This window comes from Pseudoalteromonas sp. TB51, from assembly GCF_000498055.1.
Taxonomy (GTDB): Bacteria; Pseudomonadota; Gammaproteobacteria; order Enterobacterales; family Alteromonadaceae; genus Pseudoalteromonas; species Pseudoalteromonas atlantica.
The window spans coordinates 22704-42228 of record NZ_AUTO01000236.1 but is presented as its reverse complement, the minus strand read 5'-3'; the positions used below and the strand labels follow the sequence as shown (position 1 = coordinate 42228).

Below are 19525 nucleotides of genomic sequence, written 5' to 3'. Positions count from 1 at the left end.
CTTTGCTATAAAATACAATGTGCTTATAACAACAAGAATTATTTGACTCTAATTATAAGTGGCCCAAGCACAATGCTGATTATTAGTTTAACTATTATTGCCAGTTTATTTTATGTGTTAGCAACGTCTCACGTGTTAACACGCCTGTTTCATCAACAAGGTCCTAGCCAAAAGGTAACGGTTATTTTAAGTACCGTGGCTATACTAGCGCACATGCTGCTGTTGGTTAATTCGGTGTTTCGCTCCGACGGGCAAGATTTAAGTATTGTTAATGTTGCACTGCTGACCTGCTGGGTTATTGTGGTGTCGGTGACTGCGGTGTCGTTAAAGTTCCCTGCTACATTGCTATTACCGGTCGTCTATGGCTTTGCAGCCCTACTCACCATTGCGAGTTTGTTTATACCGCACCATATTTTATTACAAAGCTTTAATATTGAAATAGGCCTTATTACACATATATCGCTATCACTGTTAGCATATTGCGTGTTAATTATTGCTACTTTATACGGCGTGCAGTTTTACTTTATTGATAAACGCTTAAAACGTAAAGATTTAGCAATTGTGCATAGCCATTTGCCACCATTAATGGTGGTAGAACGTCAGCTCTATCAACTATTAAACTTAGGTACGGTGTTACTTACCTTTGCCTTATTAACAGGGTTTGTGTTTTTAGATGGGATGTTTGCAAAAGAATTTATCCATAAAACCATTTTATCGCTTGTCGCATGGGTTATTTTTGTCACTGTTGCGCTGGGGCACATGAAAAAAGGCTGGCGTGGTAAACCTGTGGTTATTACCATCATGGTCGCTGCATTTATCCTCACACTTGCTTATTTTGGCAGCCGTTTTATACAAGAAGTGGTGTTAAATAAGTTTTAACTTGACTCTGTCAGCTCACTCTAGCTTAATACGCATTGGTTTATAAAAAAAGGATCCATCGTTGGACGACATATCGACAAGTACCTTGTTTATCATTTTAGGTTTATTGGTGCTTTTTTCTGCTTATTTCTCGGGTTCAGAAACCGGGATCATGTCAATTAATCGTATACGCTTGCGCCACCTTGCAAAAGAGGAACATCGCGCAGCTAAACGAGTCAGTAAATTACTTAGCCGTCCTGATAGACTCATTGGCCTAATATTAATTGGTAACAACCTTGTAAATATCGCTGCTGCCCAGGTAGCCACTATCATTGGTATTCGTTTATACGGTGATTTAGGTATTGGTATTGCAACCGGTGTGTTAACGCTAGTCGTACTAATATTTGCAGAAGTAACCCCAAAAACGCTTGCTGCGTTGTACCCTGAAAAAGTAGCCTTTCCAAGCTCTATAATTCTCAAAGGGTTACTCAAAATACTATTCCCATTTGTGGTTGTTGTGAACTGGATGACCAACGGTATTTTACGTCTATTTGGTATCAGCTCAGCACAAATAGATGAGCACAGCATGAGTAAAGAAGAGCTTAAAACAGTGGTGAATGAGTCAGGCGCATTACTGCCAGCTCGTCACCAAAGCATGCTGACCTCTATTTTAGACTTAGAGCAAGTGACCGTTGAAGATATTATGATCCCTCGTAACGAAATAGTGGCGATTGATATTAACGACGATTGGAAGCTCATTAGCCGCCAATTAACTCATGCTCAGCACACCCGTGTATTACTTTATCGCGACAATATTGATGACGCGGTAGGTTTTATCCATTCGCGTGACGCTCTTCGTCTTTTAACCAAAGAGCAATTTGATAAACCGTCATTATTGCGTGCTGTACGTGAGATTTACTTTATTCCTGAGGGGACGTCCCTAAATACCCAGCTATTAAAGTTCCAACAATCAAAAGAACGTATTGGTATAGTGGTTGATGAATATGGCGACATACAAGGTCTCGTAACCCTTGAGGATATTCTTGAAGAAGTGGTTGGCGATTTTACTACCACGCAAACACGTACGCCAAGTGAAGAAGTGACCACACAAAGCGATGGCTCTTACCTTGTTGATGGCGGCGCTAACGTGCGCGACTTAAACAAAGAGATGGGCTGGGAGTTTCCTCTTGATGGCCCTAAAACACTCAGCGGTTTAATTGTAGAATACCTAGAAGATATTCCAGATGCTAATTTAAGCCTTAAAATAGCCGGCTACCCTGTTGAGGTGTTAGAGGTAAAAGAGAATATGATCAAACAGGTAAAAATTAAGCCAAATCAACGTAAGTTGTAAGTGTAAATAATGCATTAAAAAAGGAGCCTTGGCTCCTTTTTTTGCTTTTAAGATATGTAGTTAGCCAAAAAGCAGTCGCTCAAACCAGCCTTTATCAAGCTCGTCTTCACAACGTTTAAGCTGCGCACCATAACGACTTGCGCGGTGTTTTACTTTATTAGCAACACTCATTAGCCACTTTTTCTTTTTATAGGTACCGCGTTTATAACCGCCCCACCCTTCGTGATAATTTAAGTATTGGGCGTAAGCATCCCATTTAGAGATACCATTTACTTTATGTGTTTTATAAACAAACCATGCCATAAAGTCGATTGCATCGTCAAAATCATCCCTATCAGCCCCACTGTTACCCGTTTCACGAATATAGTCAGACCAAGTTGGAGTTTTTGCTTGTGAGTACCCGTAAGCATCACTGGCACGCCCAGTTGGAATTATCCATAAAAAATACTCCATGGGTGGTGCGGCATCATGACGAAACGAACTTTCTTGGTACATCATGCTCATAAGAACATGTTTAGGTGAGCCCCATTTTTCTTGTGCATCTTTTGCATCAAAGTACCAATCTGACTTTTCTTCAAAAATTTTACAAAGATCATTAGGTTGCTTTGGCGGCGCAGTGGCACACCCAGCTAAAGAGAGGGCAAAAGATAAAATAATTGCATTTTTTTTCATTTTTATAAGATCTCACTGAACTTTTTAAAAAAGCGTGGGTCTGAGTATATGAATGCAGCAGTATAGCATTGTTTCATCCCTGAAGAATATTTACGCAGCCACCTTGGGCTGCGTTTTTTTTGCTTAAAAAAACTTAAGCGGGTGCTTTGGCATTAAAATATTCATCTAAAAAGTCAGTAAAGCTTAGCGTGTCGGCGCGCTCTATTTCTTCTCGCGCTTTATCCGAGAGAACAACTTGTTGCTCGAGCCATTCTTTAGAAAACACATTGTAGTTGGCTTGTGCATGGCTTTGCTTATATTTATTAGCCAATTGAATAGCAAATAAACCATTATCTATACCCGCACTTTCTAGCTCGCGCACATAACGCCCTGAAAAAGTCAGCGCTGGGTTATCAACCCAAGTAGCCATTTGTGCGATGGTTTCGCTGTAATAGGTCACCCCATACGCCTTATCCATATGCTCAGCGACTTCACTTAGTTGGTCAAAAATTTCTCTCCCCCAACTTTGTAACGTACGCTGTTGGTTGTTGTCGTTAAGCATAACACCTAACTGACGCCCCTGATTAACCACTGTGTCTAAATTCTCAGTGCTGCGGGCTTGCTCTTTCCACTGCATTTCTGGAGAGTCTTTTAACAAACAATACGTTAAAAACACATCTAAAAAATGGATTTGCTCTATATCAATACCCGTTTCACTAAACGGGTTTACATCCAGCGCTCTAATTTCAACATATTCAATGCCTGCTCTTAATAATGCATCCGTTGGTTTTTCACCACTTTTAGCATTACGTTTAGGGCGGATCGGCGAATAAAATTCGTTTTCGATTTGCAGAATGTTTTTATTAAGCTGCTTAGGTGTTGCTGTGGTGTAGTCATCAATATCGCCGTATAGGTCAGAAGGCGTGTTGATTGCTTTTTTAAGCCCAGCAACGTACTCATCAAGCGAGTTATACATTACGCGTAATGAAGATTGCGCACTGTTGGTGTAACCTAAATCACCCAAGCGTAGCGCGGTTCCTACTTCTAAATAAAGTGTGCCTTTACCTAACTTTTTAAACGGTAGGTCAGTTTTGCGCCCTTGTAAAAAAGAATTACATAATGCAGGTGAGGCACCAAACAAGTAACTAATTAACCAAAGCTCGCGTTTGAAATTACGAATAAGCGCTAAATAACCATCCGAAATAAATGCTTCTAGGCTTTGCTCACTTTGCTTTAAGGTGTGTAAAGATTGCCAAAGTGTTTCTGGAAAAGAAATATTAAAATGAACACCCGCAATCGCTTGCATCATACTACCGTAACGGTTTTTTAATCCTTCACGGTATAGGGTTTTCATACGCGCAGTATTTGAGTTACCAAATTGAGCCAGTACGATGTCATCTTGATCTTCAATAAAGCATGGCATACTGATGGGCCATAAAAGCTCATCACCCATGTGCTCAAGTGTAAACTTTTGCAGGTCTTTTAGTTGCGCTAAGGTTTCTGTCGCAGATTCACTAACAGGGGTAATAAATTCAAGTAATGACTCTGAAAAGTCGGTAGTAATATGTCCGTTTGTTAATGCACTACCTACGCCTTTAGGATGTCCTAAAGTGGAAATGGCGCCATTACCTTTAATACGCAACGACTCTCGCTCAATACCACGTTTGATCCCTTTAATTGCGTGCTGATGCGGTGTTGCTGATAACGCGTTTAGCGCGCTAGATAAATCATGTATAGTCAAAAAATGCTTCCTCGGCCACGTGGCTTAATCTTAGGGTTATGGGGGCTAATTGCCCATACTCAAGATTAAATTGTTAAGAACAATATAATTTTTCAAAATTTTTAGCTATTTACCCTGTTGAGCATGCGCTTGATACAATAAGCATCAACCAGCAAGCTAATCTTGCCACTGCTCACGCTAATATACAATCGCTTTGCTAGGGCGTGTTGGCCTTTGTGAATTGAAATTTGTTTGAACTAAGGGCGATTCAATCGCAGCGCGATATTTGTAACCTAATAGGCTCGATAACTGCCCTGCGTTATTCTTATGACTTACATCCATGTAAGAATAAGTAAAAACCGAACAAAGCTTTCGCGTCCTGCTCTTACCCCTTGCCTAAAAACCAAACATACTGCTGTAAATTCAGCCACAAAAACCCTCACGCCCCAAACATAAAGACCCTGAATTAATAGATTACACTTCATAAGCTTTAACATTTTAAACGCAGTATTTGATATAGATCATAAAAAGTCGCAATTTTAATGACAATTTTATTTTGCGCAGCGCCTTTACTTCACCTCCTTTTGTTTACCCAATACAATGACAAGTTAATTAAAAAGGATGGTTAAAACTAACATGCGTCATAATCAAAGCTTAATAAATGAAGAGGTTCACTTTAGTGATGCTCAGCAATTGGTATCCACGACCGATTTACGAGGAGTCATTACGTATGCAAATAAGGCATTTTGCGATGTAGCAGGCTTTAGTGCCCAGGAGCTCGTTGGTAAAAATCATAATATTGTGCGCCACCCAGATATGCCCAAAGCAGCATTTAAAGAAATGTGGAGTACGCTAAAAAGCGGCCACTCATGGCGCGCCATAGTAAAAAATAGATGTAAAGATGGGCGCTATTACTGGGTTGATGCATTTGTAACCCCTATCTTTGAAGGTGACCAGTTAGTTGGCTATCAATCTGTACGTACAAAACCAGATAAAAAACATGTTTTAACAGCCCATAAACTATACGAAAAATTAAATAGCGGTAAAGCCGCTTTTAATTTTAACGAACGCACACACTTGCGCCAAATGCTTACGTTAGCCGTTGTATTTAGCTGGCTAATAATGAGTGGGTTTGCCTTTTCAGCCATGGCAGCGGTTATCAACGTATTAATTTGCGTGCTTATTTTGGCCTTAAATTATCAAGAGCTTGTGGCAACCCCTGCTAAATTAAACACCTATAAACAGCATTCTGACTCTATCTCGCGCTATGTTTTTTGCGATAACTCACCGCTAAGTGTGAGTGACTATAAAGAGCAAATGTTACTTGCTAAGCTCAGAACTGTATTGGGGCGCGTAAAAGATGCTACCTATGCCTTTAATAACATTGCTGAAAACCTAGATGATAAATCGACGCTCACCGAAAAAGGCATTGAGGCGCAAAGCACACAGCTTACACAAATCGCCACTGCTATGGCGCAAATGACCGCCACTATTGGTGAGATTTCGAATAGTACAACAACTACCGCCGACAAAGTTAATTCGACTCAGCACAGCTGCGCGGATATAAAACAACATATTGCTGATAACAAAAAAATGGTATCGGAGCTGGCAACCCACGTAGATCATGCTGCCAATACGGCTAATAACCTCGCGCAGGAAGCAGATAAAATAGGCCAAGTAATGAATGAGATAGAAGGTATTGCTGAGCAAACTAATTTACTAGCGCTTAATGCTGCAATAGAAGCCGCAAGAGCAGCCGAGCATGGCCGTGGTTTTGCCGTAGTTGCTGATGAAGTACGTGCCCTTTCTTCTCGTACGCAAAGTGCTACGGGGCAAATTCACAGCTCGATTAAAGATATACAAGATACATTGGTTAATTGGTCAAAGGTAATGCAAAGTACAAAACTACAAGCTGAGGGCTGCGTACAAACAACCGAGCAAACACACCAAGAGCTCGATAGTATATTCAATCAAATTAGTGAAATAGCTTTGCTAACAAATAGTATATCGACGGCTGCAGAGGAGCAGCAGATGGTGAGCCATGATATTGCTAATAATGTAGATAATATAAAAGAGGTGAGTAACGAAAACTTAGCTTTAAGTTTTGACGTTGCTAAAGATGCCGCAGAATTAGTTGCCGGCTCTCAAAAAGTAAACAACCTACTTTATACATTTAAAGTATAAAGCAATGCAATAAGCCGCCTGCTTGGCGGCTTATTGTGCGTCTAGATTAGCGTTTTGAAAAAATCAGGCCCTGCTCGTTTGCATCTATCACGACAATATCGCCAGGGTTGTACTCTCCCCCTAATAGCTGCTGAGCCAGTGGGTTTTCGATTGTTTGCTGAATAGCTCGTTTTAATGGCCGAGCACCGTAAACAGGGTCGAACCCGCTAGAGGCTATTTTTTCAAGCGCCGCATCACTGATCTCTAATAAGTAGCCCATTTCTGTTAAACGCTCGCGCAATTTAACAAGCTGAATATCGGCAATTTCTTTAATATGCTCATTGGCAAGTGGATGAAATACGACAGTTTCATCAATACGGTTTATAAATTCTGGCCTAAATTCATTAACGAGCACATTCATAACTTTGCTCTTAAGCGTTGCGTAGTCGTTCGTGCCCGCTTGCTCTTGAATAATATCTGAGCCTAAATTTGAGGTCATAATAATAACCGTATTTTTAAAATCAACCGTGCGCCCTTGCCCATCAGTAAGGCGGCCATCATCGAGTACCTGCAATAAAATATTAAATACATCGGGATGCGCTTTTTCTATCTCATCAAGCAAAATTACAGAATAAGGCTTACGGCGAACGGCTTCGGTTAAATAACCGCCTTCTTCGTAACCAACATAACCGGGAGGCGCACCCACTAAACGTGCTACAGCGTGTTTTTCCATAAACTCTGACATGTCGATACGCACCATGGCATCTTCTGTATCAAACATAAAACCTGCAAGCGCTTTAGTAAGCTCTGTTTTACCCACCCCAGTTGGTCCTAAAAATAAAAATGACCCTATTGGTCGATTAGGATCGGCAAGCCCCGCACGAGAGCGTCGTATCGCATTCGCGACCGCAACAACTGCTTCGTCCTGCCCTATCACTTTACTGTGAAGTTGCTCTTCCATTTTTAACAGTTTTTCTCGCTCACCTTGCAGCATTCGCGATACTGGGATCCCGGTCCAACGAGAAAGTATTTCTGCAATTTCGTCTTCGCCTACTTGGTTTTTTAGTAAGCTCATTTCTTGCATTTCAGCTTGCGAGGCTAAATCAAGTTTTCGCTCAAGCTCTGGAATTCTTCCGTATTGCAGCTCCGACATACGCTGTAAATCGCTTGCTCGGCGGGCAACCTCTAAATCAAGGCGCGCTTGTTCAAGCTCAGCTTTAATTACTTGCGTGCCTTGTAACGAGGCTTTTTCTGCATTCCATACTTCATCAAGCTCTCGGTATTGCGCTTCTAAGTCGGTAATGAGCTGCTGCATTTCGCTGCGCCGCTTTTGGCTTGCATCGTCTTTTTCTTTAGCTAAAGCGTTATCTTCAAGTTTTAATTGAATAATACGGCGCTCAAGCTTATCTAAAGACTCAGGCTTAGAATCTATTTGCAAACGAATTGAAGAGCCAGCCTCGTCAATTAAATCAATGGCTTTATCTGGTAATTGTCGGTCACTAATATAACGGTGCGATAAATGCGCAGCGGCGACAATTGCCGGGTCGGTAATATCCACAGAGTGATGTAACTCGTAGCGCTCTTTTAAGCCGCGTAAAATAGCAATGGTGTCTTCAACTGAGGGCTCTTCAACCAATACTTTTTGAAAACGACGCTCAAGTGCGGCATCTTTTTCTATGTATTGGCGGTATTCATCAAGCGTAGTGGCGCCCACACAGTGTAGCTCCCCTCTAGCAAGCGCTGGCTTTAACATATTGCCAGCATCCATAGCGCCGTCGGTTTTACCTGCGCCCACCATAGTGTGAATTTCATCAATAAATAAAATCACTTGGCCTTCTTCTTTAGCCAACTCGTTGAGCACTGATTTTAAACGCTCTTCAAATTCACCGCGGTATTTAGCACCCGCCACCAGCGCGCCTAAATCTAGCGATAAAACACGCTTACTTTTTAGGCCCTCTGGCACTTCGCCATTTATAATGCGCTGTGCTAACCCCTCTGCAATGGCCGTTTTACCTACCCCTGGCTCACCAATAAGCACGGGGTTATTTTTAGTACGGCGCTGCAAAACTTGAATCGTACGACGGATTTCGTCATCTCGCCCAATAACGGGGTCGAGCTTACCTTGCTCTGCGCGCTCGGTTAAATCAATGGTGTATTTTTCAAGTGCTTGTCGGGTTTCTTCGGCGTTAGGGTCATCGACCTTTTGGCCACCGCGAATTGCTTTTATGGCACTTTCTATTTTAGTTGCAGTGATATTAAGCGCTCTAAAAATATCACCTAAAGGGCCTTTGTCGTCACAGGCAGCTAATACAAATAATTCGCTCGAAATATACTTATCTTTACGCTTTTGCGCGTACTTATCACATAAGTTAATAAGCGAAGCCATGTTATTAGAAAGCTGTACGTCGCCCCCTACTCCTTCAACTTTAAACAGCTTTTCTATTTCTTGAGAAAGCTTGGTGTTAAGTTCATCCGCACTCACGCCTGCTTGTGCAAGCAAGGCGCGCACGCTAGAGCCATTTTGCTGTAAAAGCGCATACATTAAATGTACGGGTTCAATAAATTGATGATCGCGCCCTAATGCTAGCGACTGAGCATCTGAAAGCGCAGATTGAAATTTACTTGTGAATCTATCTAAACGCATGAGGGTTTACCTATTTAATAAACTAATTGCTTAATAAATGGGTATGTTAATAGAATTGTTCAAGGTGTTAAGAAGAATATTGTGGGGAAATAGTGTTTTATTTGCGCCAGATCAAACTTGCCATACGCCCTGTTTTACCTTCTCGCCGATAAGAGAAAAACAATGATGGCTGAGAAACAGTACAATAATCGCCTCCGCTAATATTAATAACACCTAATTGCTCAAGCTCAATGCGAGCGATTAGGTAAATATCGCACAAGTATTTATTATTGCTTTGTAATTTAAACGCCTCTTTAAACAACGGAGATTTTGCAATAAATTGCGTAGCAACCTCGGCGCCAACTTCAAATTGCTCAGCACCAATAGCAGGCCCAAGCCACGCATATATTTGCTTACTAGGCGAGCTAAAACAGGCAAGCGTATTTTTTATGATCCCTTTTTCAAGGCCGCGCCAACCACCATGCACTGCTGCAACTTCATGGCCATCATGACTTGCAAACAGAATAGGCATGCAATCTGCACTCATAATAGCAAGAGGCTGATTTTTAACTTTAGTATACAACGCATCAGCACTGTGTAATGTTTGAAAATTAAAATCTGCATCAACACAGAGCACATCGGCGCTATGCACTTGATTAAGCCACAGTGGCGGGTTTGGCAGGGATTGCTCAACCAAAGCACGGTTTTTTAGCACGTGCTCTGGATCATCATCAACATGTAGGCCTAAATTTAAGCTATTAAAAGGCGGCTTTGACACACCGCCTTCTCGGGTGGTACTGAGCGTACCTACCGAGGTTAAATTAGGCCAAGGGGCTGACAAAAAAGCCATTAATACTCTATGTTAGGGTTAGCTTTCGTATCTTCTCTAAGCACCTGAGTCATTGCCACCATGTCATCTGGAATAGGCGCTTGCCAGGTCATCATCTCGCCCGTAATAGGGTGCGCAATACTCAATTTTACTGCGTGTAAGGCTTGGCGATTAAATGTACGTAACATTTCAAACAGCTCTGGCGTAGCACCTTTAGGTGGACGAGGACGCCNCCCGCCGTAGGCTCTATCACCAATTAACGGGTGGTTTATATACGCCATATGAACACGAATTTGATGTGTACGTCCGGTTTCTAGGCGAAGGCGTAAACGTGTATGAGCACGGAATTTTTCAGCAACACGGTAATGTGTAATGGCAGGCTTACCCATTTCGTGAACTGCCATGTGTGTACGCTGCGTTGGATGACGGCCAATCGGCTTTTCAACCATGCCACCTGCGGTCATAGTACCATTACATAGAGCTTCGTATTCACGTGTGAAGTTTTCGCGCTTTTGCAGTGCTTTAACTAAGTGTGTTTGCGCCTGAATAGTTTTAGCCACCACCATTAAGCCTGTGGTGTCTTTATCTAGACGGTGCACAATACCAGCACGCGGTACGTTAATAATATCCGGAAAATGATGCAGCAATGCATTTAGCACTGTGCCATCTGGGTTACCTGCACCTGGGTGAACGACTAGGCCCATAGGTTTGTTGATAACCAAAATATCATCATCTTCATAAACAATGTTTAATTTGATATCTTGTGCTTCGTATTCGCGTGGTGCTTCAATGCTGGTTTCAACATTTACAACTTCACCACCGAGTAGTTTTTCTCGTGGTGTGTTATAGATTTCACCGTCAACGGTGATTTTATCATCCAATATCCATGTTTTTATACGTGAACGTGAATAATCAGGGAACAATTGCGCTAATACTTGGTCTAGACGTTTACCACCTAACTCGGTAGGAACCTCGGCTTGAAGTGAAATTTGTTCTGACATTAGTAACTTTACCCAATTTACCAGTGCAAGCTGTGCCTGACTGGGTTAGAATCGCTTTTAATAAAAGCATAATATAATACGCATAGTTTACTCGGTTTTACCGCCGTGGCCTAGCCGAAGACATCGAAGGTAACAAATAAAATGATAAATAAAATAGGGAAACGTGCATTCGCCATTGTTTTTTCAGCTTCTGTACTTACTTTAGGGGCCTGTTCTTCTGCGCCTGACCAAGAAGATATCCAACGCGTTCCTAACAAATCTGCACACGCTTTGTATGAAGATGCAAAACAAACACTCGACTCAGGTTTATACGCCCGAGCAATTGAGCTATTAACCGCTATTGATTCACGCTACCCATTTGGCCCTTTCTCAAAGCAAGTCCAAATGGATTTAGTGTATGCCCATTACCAATCAGGTAATACAGAGCAAGCATTAGCGACTATCGACCGCTTTATTCGTTTAAACCCAAACCACAAAGATTTAGATTACATGTACTACATGCGTGGCTTGGTTAACATTAAAGCAGATAAAAATGCCTTCCAAGAGTATTTTGGCATAGACAGAGCTGACCGCGATGCAAACCGTACACGTGTTGCATTTACCGATTTATCAACGCTTGTAAAACGCTTTCCAAAAAGTGATTACGCACCAGAGGCTAAACGTCGCTTAGTGTGGCTTTTAAACCGCATGGCGCGTTACGAGCTAAAAGTGGCTAATTACTACTACGAACGTGAAGCTTACCTAGCGGCCGCTAATCGTGGTAAGTACGTTGTTGAGCATTACTCGCAAAGCAGCTATTTAGAGCCTGCACTTGAGATGATGGAAAAAAGCTACGAAAAGCTTGGCCTGACAGATTTAAGTGAGCACGCAAGACTAACGCGTGAATACAATGAATCTAACAAATAAGAATGGCAGAGGTTTTTATTTAAACCTATGTTGATTGTTTAAAAGCCCTCACTGAGGGCTTTTTTATTGCCTAAAAATAAGGCTAGTTGATGCCTGTGGCGCTTTTTAATACTTAGCGATTAGCCTTCGCACCACACTAAATATATCAATAGCAATTGCACTACACGATTGTATAACGCTTGTTCTAAAGAGATTCACTGTTGATCTAAGTTTTTCTTTTTACAGGCGAAAAAAAAGGTAAGCCTAAGCTTACCTTTTAATTAACTCATTGCGGGTTATTAAAGCTCAAAGTCTTTTTTGAATTTTAAGCCAAACTCGCTACGGTCATTACTGCGCATTACACCAACAAAACCTGACTGCTGTAAACGACCTACATCGTAAACCTCGTTTAATACGTTTTCACCGTATAAGGTTACTTCCATATCGCCATAAGGGTTAGTGTAAGAAATATTAAAACCAACTAACTCACGCGAATCAATAGTCTCGCTTTCATTGTAAACCGACTGGCCTTGCATTTCGCTTCTGAAAGAGTAGTTAGCGTTAAATGCAACGGTTGCACCGCTGTCTAAATCCATAAAGTAAGAAGGGGCAATCATTACAGTCCAACGTGGTGTTAATGCTGGTGAATCACCTTTACCAATACCTTGTACGCCTGCATCTACTTCTGTAATTTCAGAATCTAAGTAACCTACAGAGCTGCGAATTGTGAAATCGTCTGTAATGGCAACGGTAGTTTCAAGCTCAATACCTTGCGCTTTAGACTCACCTGCATTTTCAACAATCGTTACAAAACCACCGCCTGCAGTAGGGTCAGAAAATGGTAAAGCAAGGTCAGTGTAATCAGTTACAAATACAGCCAACATCATAGATACATTTTCATGTACTTGGCCTTTTAAGCCCATTTCGTAGTTAATTGCTTTAGTTTCATCAAACGATACAAACTGATCGGGGCCGCCAAATGGACGTGGAGGGAAACCGCCTGTTTGGTAACCTTTTTGAATTTGACCATAAACATTCATGTTATTGCTGATTTGATATGATGCGTTTACATCCCATGTTACAGCGTCAAACTCTGCACTTACGTATTTACGTTCAGCAAATGTTGGGAAAATCGCATCGGCATCTTTCTCATCTTTTGAGTAACGAAGGCCACCACCAATACTTAAATCATCTGTTAAATCGTAACTTGTATTAAAATATACAGCGTATGAGTTTGTTTCTTGGTTAATTTCAAAATCGCCATAACCACCAAATGAAGGTGTAACACCATCGTTTAATAAGCCATTAGGAGTATTGAATGGGCTAAATACAAATGGACCTGAACGTGTGAAGCCATCTTCATTAAAGAAGTAAAGACCTGATACAAAGTCCATATTGTCGTAAGTCGCATTTAGTTGAATTTCAAACGAGTATTGGTCTGCACCACCCTCTTCTGGGAACTCAGATAAATTAAGTGGTGAGGCATCATCATCAAGTCCACCTTCGTATTCAGAAGTACGGTAACTTGAAATAAATTTAGCCGTGTACGTATCATCAATTGCCCAATCAGCAGTAAATGACGTACCCCACCCTGAGTAAGACGTAGATTCAATACCAGCAACAGTAGTGCCTAAATCATCTGGGTCAGATGGGATCATATCCTGTGTTAGTAAAGGAAAGTCACCATTAAATACATCATTTGCATCAAGTGGCTCAGTTAACTCAATAGTGTAAGGCGATTGACCCGACTCGTTATCAACACCGTCAAGTGAAAAAGTAAACGCTAAATCGCTATTGGCCTGCCATTTAAGGGCTACGCGACCGCTAAATTCTTCTTCTTCACCAATTTCTTTTTCTGGATTAGCTAAATTGACAGCTTCACCCACACCATCGCGCGTTTTGTATGATGCACTTGCAGACATACTCACTTCATCTGTTAGCGAGTTATTAAAGTATACATCGCCAGCAATACGTCCGCGGCTACCAATTTTAGCTGTGGTTGAAACAATCCCTTCGTCACCTGGTTGCTTAGTAATTACATTTACTGCGCCACCTAAGGTATTACGACCATATAATGTACCTTGTGGGCCACGTAGAACTTCAACACGCTCTACATTTGGTAACGATAAGTTTGACCCCATTTGACGGCCTAAGTAAACACCATCTAAATAAACACCTACACCCGGATCGGTTGTAATTATGTGATCTTGTAGACCAATACCACGAATAAACACAGAGGCATGCGCCGCATTACCTACACCGTAGCGAGTGATATTTAAGTTTGGAACGTATTTACCAATATCTTCTAGGTTACTCATATTGGCTTTATCAATTAGGTTAGCACCAATTGATGTGATAGCGGTTGGAGATTCAAACAAGCTCTCTGTACGTTTACGAGCTGTAACTTCGATTTTTTCAAACGCGTCTTGTTTTGCTGTTGTTTTAGCTTCTTCAGCATTTACTGAGGTAGTTAGTGCAGCGACAATTGCGAGGCTTAACTGTGAGAGTTTGCGTAGTTTCAAAATATTCTCCAAAGGATACCGTATAATTTAGTTATGCGAACTTATTGGCTTGGGCAATAAGTTTTGGGCATAAAAAAAGACGCCTAATAGCATCTTTCCTCTGGAAGGGTATTATATTACATATTTGTGAAGAAATGTATAAAAATTTTCATTTAATAAACATACAGGTACAAATCAATTATAATTTTTGATTATTGTTGGATAACCTACACAAAAAAATGGCCTTTTGCTAAAAAGTAATCACGTTATACACACTCTAATTTTGTGCACCTTTTATGTTTACATATAGGAGAACCATTATTCCATAAAACACATTAATCAAAGCTACGTATAGCTTATCGAACTATGCACTATGATTGATATTAACCAAAAATAGCAATATAGTATTACTATTGCATCTACGGACAGAAATTATGGATATTAAAAATACTCCAATACGCTATATAAAGTGCTTTAATAGTCCAGACTATACTTCACTTTTCTGTGTAGCAGCTAACTACAACATTTTATTAGTTAATTACCAAGCACTTAATGTAATCACAACTTATGAACTTATCAATAAGTTTATGCAAGATAACGGTTATAAAAGCTTAGTTATTTTTGATGTTCCAAAAAATAGTGACGTATTAGCTTTAAAAGAATGGCCTAATTTAAAGGGACTTTTTTACGAAAGTTCAGATGACTCCCTTTTTCAACAAGGCCTTGAAGCTATTGAACAAGGTAAGCTCTGGTTTCCCCGTGATGTCACTGACAGCTGGATGAGACAAATGTTAGCCACTGAACAGCAAACCACCCTGCAATCAAGTAACCTTACTTGTAAAGAAATCAAAGTATTAAACTTGCTTTTCTCCGGTCTACACTCCACCGCTATTGCAGATAGCTTATTTATAAGTGAAGCCACTGTCAGAGTGCATTTACATAAAATTTATCAAAAAATATCTGTAAAAAACAAACAACAAGCATTGCTTTGGTGCCAAAAAAACTTAAGTAAAGTTAATAATTAAGTGGGCTTATTTGAAAACGAATAACATCTGAATACTCTCCAGCGGCTTGACGTGTGAAGTCCTCCAATTGAATGCTAAGCGGAATGTAAAACTCAGTCTGGCCAGAATACGAAAAGTTTAGACTTGAAGCTTTTACTAAGTTAATTTCTTCTGAGCCTAACTGCAATGTATAGCTAATACCATATTTATTACTAAAAATAGAGTGTAATAAACGACTTTTATTCTCAGAGGTTACATTAAGTTGAACATCCGTATTAGTCACTATTTGTAAGCTAGGTAACATGGTGTATTTTTCTGCTGGCTTCAATTCTCCCAAATAAACAGTATTAGAAAAAGTGTTATAACCTAATAAAGATAAACTAGTTCGGGGTTGAATATTAGTTTCAATCTCGATTTCTATTTCATCTACGGTTTGCTTATTTTCATCATAGAGCCTCAACTCAAGCCTATCAGTGTAATACCCTGCTTTTACTGGCGTCCCTGCGGGGATCACTAGCCTGATATCTACTTTGCTATTGTTAAGCTTAACCTGATTAATGCTCCTACTTAACAACTGATTTTCTAGACGAATTTGATAGTCAATAAATTGAGAGTTACTTTTAAGGTATCCTTGGTTTTGCGAAGAAAGACTAAAATACAAAGTACAATCCGACGTATTTATTGTGTCTACTCGAATTGTCTTCTCAGCATCGACTTGTGATTTTACGTGATAAAATGACAGGTCATCGAACAAATATTCAATTTCACCAATACTTGCATCACACAGAGCATTAACTCTACTTGCCATAGTTAGTAAAAATATACTTATTGCTAAATACACAATTTTAATGAACATAAATAACCCCTTTTCGTTGAAGTTGCTCTGCATCATGAACCTCTATTAAAAATGTAGTACTATCTTTATTTTGTAAGGTCACTTTATACTGACAAGGAGCAAGGCCAGTTATTGCAAAGCGGCCCCGCTTATTTGTGAAGAATGTATACTCTTTGGCCGATGCTTTATCTTGACAAATAGCCTTTCCCACCATTAAGGCTAAGGGGCTTTCGTCCTTACTCCGAAGAGTTGCAATAACAGAAATATTTGCTGCAGTCCCAATTATTGCTTTATGTCCAGTTTTGTATTTAGGGTAAAAGCTAAGCATGCCAGAGCCTATATCATAGCCAGGGGCTAGATCATCAATATCAACAGGGATGTTGATATTGTCATAAGAGCTCAAATCATTAAGTAATATAGTTTTGAAATCTCTATTATCAGCTCTATAGTCATTTTCAGCTCGGCCTAATGTAATCACTTTATTTTCTAAACTTTTGTGGGCGTTAACCAAAGCAAAACTATCGTATATAGGCTTTCCAAATGCCCATGCATCATCTGCAAAAGCTATGCTAGATGAGAGGCTTACACGACTTTGATGATAAGCAGAACGAGCATTTAAATCTTTATAAAAACTTGCATGTTCAAGGTTAGCAGCAAAACGGTTTGCGTTATATTGCATGTTTAAATCAAAGATAGTTTTATTTAACTCGTTGCTCTCTAAACCAGCTCGAAAGTTCAAAGCACCGACAAAACGCTGATTACTGTCTTGAGTAAATTCTAGTCTCGTTTTATCACGCCTAGACTGGTGGGATAGTTTAACTCTATGCTGATTATTAAATTTATAGGTAAATGATAAATTTATACCCCACTCTCGCTCACCTTTTAACTCATCCCATTGCGCCCCTGCAGTATATCTCCACTGACTATTTACCAAGTCGCCTGAGAAATTGACTCCCAGCGATTTATCAAATTGAACACTTTGATGATCTCGGGAAATATTTGTAAAAAAAGAGGCTAACGTTCTATCGTTAACATAATAACTATAACTCGCCTGTGCATAGTGTTCTCTATAGCGGTTATTAAACGTATCTTGAGACCTAAAACCTAAAGCTGTAAAGCCTTTTGAACTGTATTCATAACCGAGCGTTAGCTCACTTCCTAAGTTGCTTATATTATAGCTACTATAAACAGTACGGTAAGCGTATCCTTGGCGTTCCGCGAAGCTAAATGCGCCCTCAAATGCCAGTTGCCCTATTTGAGCTGCATAGATTTGTTTAAAGCCAATTTGTTGCGCGTATTTATCTCCCTGCGCTGTAACTCCTGCAGTCCAACTTGGGGTCAGGCCATAATCCAGATAGGCACTGAGGAAGGGAGAATCTGGTTCATACTCGAGTTTATCGCCAGCTTCAGCAGGAACGCCTAAGTGAATTTCATATTCAAGCTGCCCTTGTGCAAATAGATCTAAGCCAGTTGCAACATCAAAGTTTACATAGCGCACAACGCCAGCTATATCAGTAATTTTTAGAGAGATATTATTGCTGCCTTCGCTCAAAGGTATGTCATCTAAAGAATAAATACCCGCAACCAAATTAAGGCGCTGAATAATTCGTTCATCGACATATACCTCTACACTTGAAGGGCTTTGAAGAGTAAAGCTACGTGAAGCGGTTGGCCTTATGGGCCTGTCTGATAATAGAGAAAAGTCATGGGCTATTGAAAAACCTAACAAGCGAGAGGAGTTTTGGAAATAACCGCCTGAACTAAAGTTATCCCCTAGAGAAAGGCGCATGCCTAAGCTAGGTAGATCATGAATAAGCCTAGTTCCTTGCCGCTTAAAGTTTGATGAAGCAGGCTGCGATATTTTATTATATTCAAATTCATTTTCTAACACCCACCCTTGCCAACTAGCTACAATTTCTGAGCGTAATGCATATTGCTCTTGAACTTGCTGCTGTTCCTTATCATCTTGATGTACGTAGCTTGCATAAGCGTTAATAAAACCACTAGTGTTAGCTGGCTCGATAGCCTTTAACTTTTTCCTTCGTTTTTGCGCACTTAATTTTTGTGGGCGAGTTAACTCTACGGGAACAACAACGTCCAAACTAAAATCGCTCATATCAAACTCAACGCTAAAACCCAGTTCCCTTAATGAAGTTACCGCTAAAGTATTGTCTTTTAATACCTTAAATAGTTCTCTCTCTTTTTCTTCAAGTAAAATTTCGCTAAGGTGTGGCTCTAACTCGTTCCACTGTAAAAAAAGTGCATCATCTTTATCGACTTTAAGTGAGACTTGACCTATTGGACTTTTATTTAATTGAACTGACACATTAAGTTCAATTGTCCTGCTAGAAGGGTTTATTTGTGCTAACACGCTAAGTGGTAAAAAAAATATAGCGAAGAGGAACACTGCTGAAGTTTTCATTGCACCAGATCTAAACTTAAATGCCCTACCTCACGGCTCTCAATATTTTCAGGTAGCTTAACTTTTATGGTCTGTGTGGCATAAGGCGCAAAAAAAACATCGTACCCCTTCTCCAATAAAGCTTGTTTTTCAAAAGTAGTTACAACGGATTTATTTGTAGTTACTTTAATTTTATAGTCACTGAGCCGCGCAGCCCCTTCTCCTTCATTTTTGATTTGGGCTAAAAGCTCCCCACTTTCTATTTTAGAAGTCAGTATTTTTAAGTTAGGTGAATATATATCCCTGTCTACATGAACAACTAAATTTACATTCATTAATATTTTAAGTTGCGAGGTATCACTACCAATATTAGAAGCCAAAGGCTGCTCAACTAAACTTACTTGATAACTTTTATCATATTTCGGAAAACTCTCAGCAACCCACCTAAATTGAATTTTCTGACCTTGCCCCTCTTGTAAAAATAAAGAGGGAGGAAAGACCCATAATGGAGAATCTTCCAACTTTTTTAACGATGGGCTAGATTCAGAAAAATTAATTTCAAACACTTCAATATCAAATGCAATCTCTCTAGGTAATTGATTGTAAATAAAACTAGAAGGTACTTTTGAGGGTTTATCCGGTGATAATGTGATCACCATAGGTGTTACTTCCAGAGCCTCTACCGAAATAGAAATACTACATA

14 protein-coding genes are annotated in these 19525 nt (G+C 40.1%); 5 read left to right on the top strand and 9 right to left on the bottom strand.

Annotation, left to right across the window (positions count from 1 at the left end):
- Nucleotides 1-72: 72 nt before the first annotated feature.
- Together L650_RS0113675 and L650_RS0113670 are read left to right on the top strand one after the other, a co-directional pair.
- Complete coding sequence (locus tag L650_RS0113675; protein WP_024031858.1) at nucleotides 73-879, top strand: inner membrane protein YpjD; 807 nt, start codon at nucleotides 73-75, stop codon at nucleotides 877-879.
- A 61-nt stretch (nucleotides 880-940) separates the two neighbouring features.
- Nucleotides 941-2209, top strand: a complete 1269-nt coding sequence (locus L650_RS0113670; RefSeq protein ID WP_004587330.1) for an HlyC/CorC family transporter — start codon at nucleotides 941-943, stop codon at nucleotides 2207-2209.
- A gap of 60 nt (nucleotides 2210-2269) precedes the next feature.
- On the opposite strand, the gene L650_RS0113665 is transcribed toward L650_RS0113670, so the two are convergent.
- Together L650_RS0113665 and gshA are read right to left on the bottom strand one after the other, a co-directional pair.
- Entirely contained in the window at nucleotides 2270-2881 is a 612-nt protein-coding gene (locus L650_RS0113665; RefSeq protein WP_029773467.1) for a transglycosylase SLT domain-containing protein, read from the bottom strand.
- Nucleotides 2882-3014: 133 nt separating this feature from the next.
- On the bottom strand, nucleotides 3015-4601 hold the full coding sequence (gshA, locus tag L650_RS0113660) for a glutamate--cysteine ligase (protein WP_029773466.1): 1587 nt from the start codon (nucleotides 4599-4601) through the stop codon (nucleotides 3015-3017).
- A 615-nt stretch (nucleotides 4602-5216) separates the two neighbouring features.
- Between gshA and L650_RS0113655 the strand changes: the two genes are divergently transcribed.
- On the top strand, nucleotides 5217-6764 hold the full coding sequence (locus L650_RS0113655) for a methyl-accepting chemotaxis protein (protein WP_029773465.1): 1548 nt from the start codon (nucleotides 5217-5219) through the stop codon (nucleotides 6762-6764).
- Nucleotides 6765-6810: 46 nt separating this feature from the next.
- Here the strand turns inward: L650_RS0113655 and clpB are convergent, their stop codons facing one another.
- The 3 genes from clpB to rluD all read right to left on the bottom strand — a co-directional run bounded on the left by clpB (nucleotide 6811) and on the right by rluD (nucleotide 11196).
- Nucleotides 6811-9387, bottom strand: coding sequence for an ATP-dependent chaperone ClpB (gene clpB / locus L650_RS0113650; RefSeq protein WP_004587334.1), 2577 nt, complete (start codon nucleotides 9385-9387; stop codon nucleotides 6811-6813).
- 97 nt (nucleotides 9388-9484) lie between these two features.
- Complete coding sequence (pgeF, locus tag L650_RS0113645; RefSeq protein WP_029773464.1) at nucleotides 9485-10216, bottom strand: peptidoglycan editing factor PgeF; 732 nt, start codon at nucleotides 10214-10216, stop codon at nucleotides 9485-9487.
- Complete coding sequence (gene rluD / locus L650_RS0113640) at nucleotides 10216-11196, bottom strand: 23S rRNA pseudouridine(1911/1915/1917) synthase RluD (protein WP_029773463.1); 981 nt, start codon at nucleotides 11194-11196, stop codon at nucleotides 10216-10218. The genes pgeF and rluD overlap by 1 nt, the downstream gene beginning before the upstream one ends.
- A 141-nt stretch (nucleotides 11197-11337) precedes the next feature.
- Here rluD and L650_RS0113635 point away from each other — a divergent pair, with 141 nt between their 5' ends.
- The gene (locus L650_RS0113635) at nucleotides 11338-12102 is read left to right on the top strand and encodes an outer membrane protein assembly factor BamD (RefSeq protein ID WP_024031852.1); all 765 of its coding nucleotides are present in this window, start codon (nucleotides 11338-11340) and stop codon (nucleotides 12100-12102) included.
- A 278-nt stretch (nucleotides 12103-12380) separates the two neighbouring features.
- Here L650_RS0113635 and L650_RS0113630 read toward each other — a convergent pair whose 3' ends face one another.
- Nucleotides 12381-14603 carry a TonB-dependent receptor gene (locus L650_RS0113630; protein WP_029773462.1) on the bottom strand — a complete coding sequence of 741 codons (2223 nt, stop codon included), beginning with the start codon at nucleotides 14601-14603 and terminating at the stop codon, nucleotides 12381-12383.
- A gap of 413 nt (nucleotides 14604-15016) precedes the next feature.
- Here L650_RS0113630 and L650_RS0113625 point away from each other — a divergent pair, with 413 nt between their 5' ends.
- Nucleotides 15017-15607, top strand: a complete 591-nt coding sequence (locus L650_RS0113625) for a LuxR C-terminal-related transcriptional regulator (protein WP_029773461.1) — start codon at nucleotides 15017-15019, stop codon at nucleotides 15605-15607.
- Here L650_RS0113625 and L650_RS0113620 read toward each other — a convergent pair.
- From L650_RS0113620 to L650_RS0113610, 3 genes are read right to left on the bottom strand one after another with little or no spacing between them, the layout of a single operon-like run.
- Nucleotides 15597-16442: a hypothetical protein gene (locus tag L650_RS0113620; protein ID WP_029773460.1), complete on the bottom strand. Its 846-nt coding sequence runs from the start codon at nucleotides 16440-16442 to the stop codon at nucleotides 15597-15599. The genes L650_RS0113625 and L650_RS0113620 overlap by 11 nt on opposite strands.
- Entirely contained in the window at nucleotides 16432-18843 is a 2412-nt protein-coding gene (locus tag L650_RS0113615; RefSeq protein WP_029773459.1) for a fimbria/pilus outer membrane usher protein, read from the bottom strand. The genes L650_RS0113620 and L650_RS0113615 overlap by 11 nt, the downstream gene beginning before the upstream one ends.
- Complete coding sequence (locus L650_RS0113610) at nucleotides 18840-19481, bottom strand: hypothetical protein (RefSeq protein ID WP_164835563.1); 642 nt, start codon at nucleotides 19479-19481, stop codon at nucleotides 18840-18842. Before L650_RS0113610 ends, L650_RS0113615 begins: the two co-directional genes overlap by 4 nt.
- Between the last annotated feature and the right edge of the window lie 44 nt (nucleotides 19482-19525).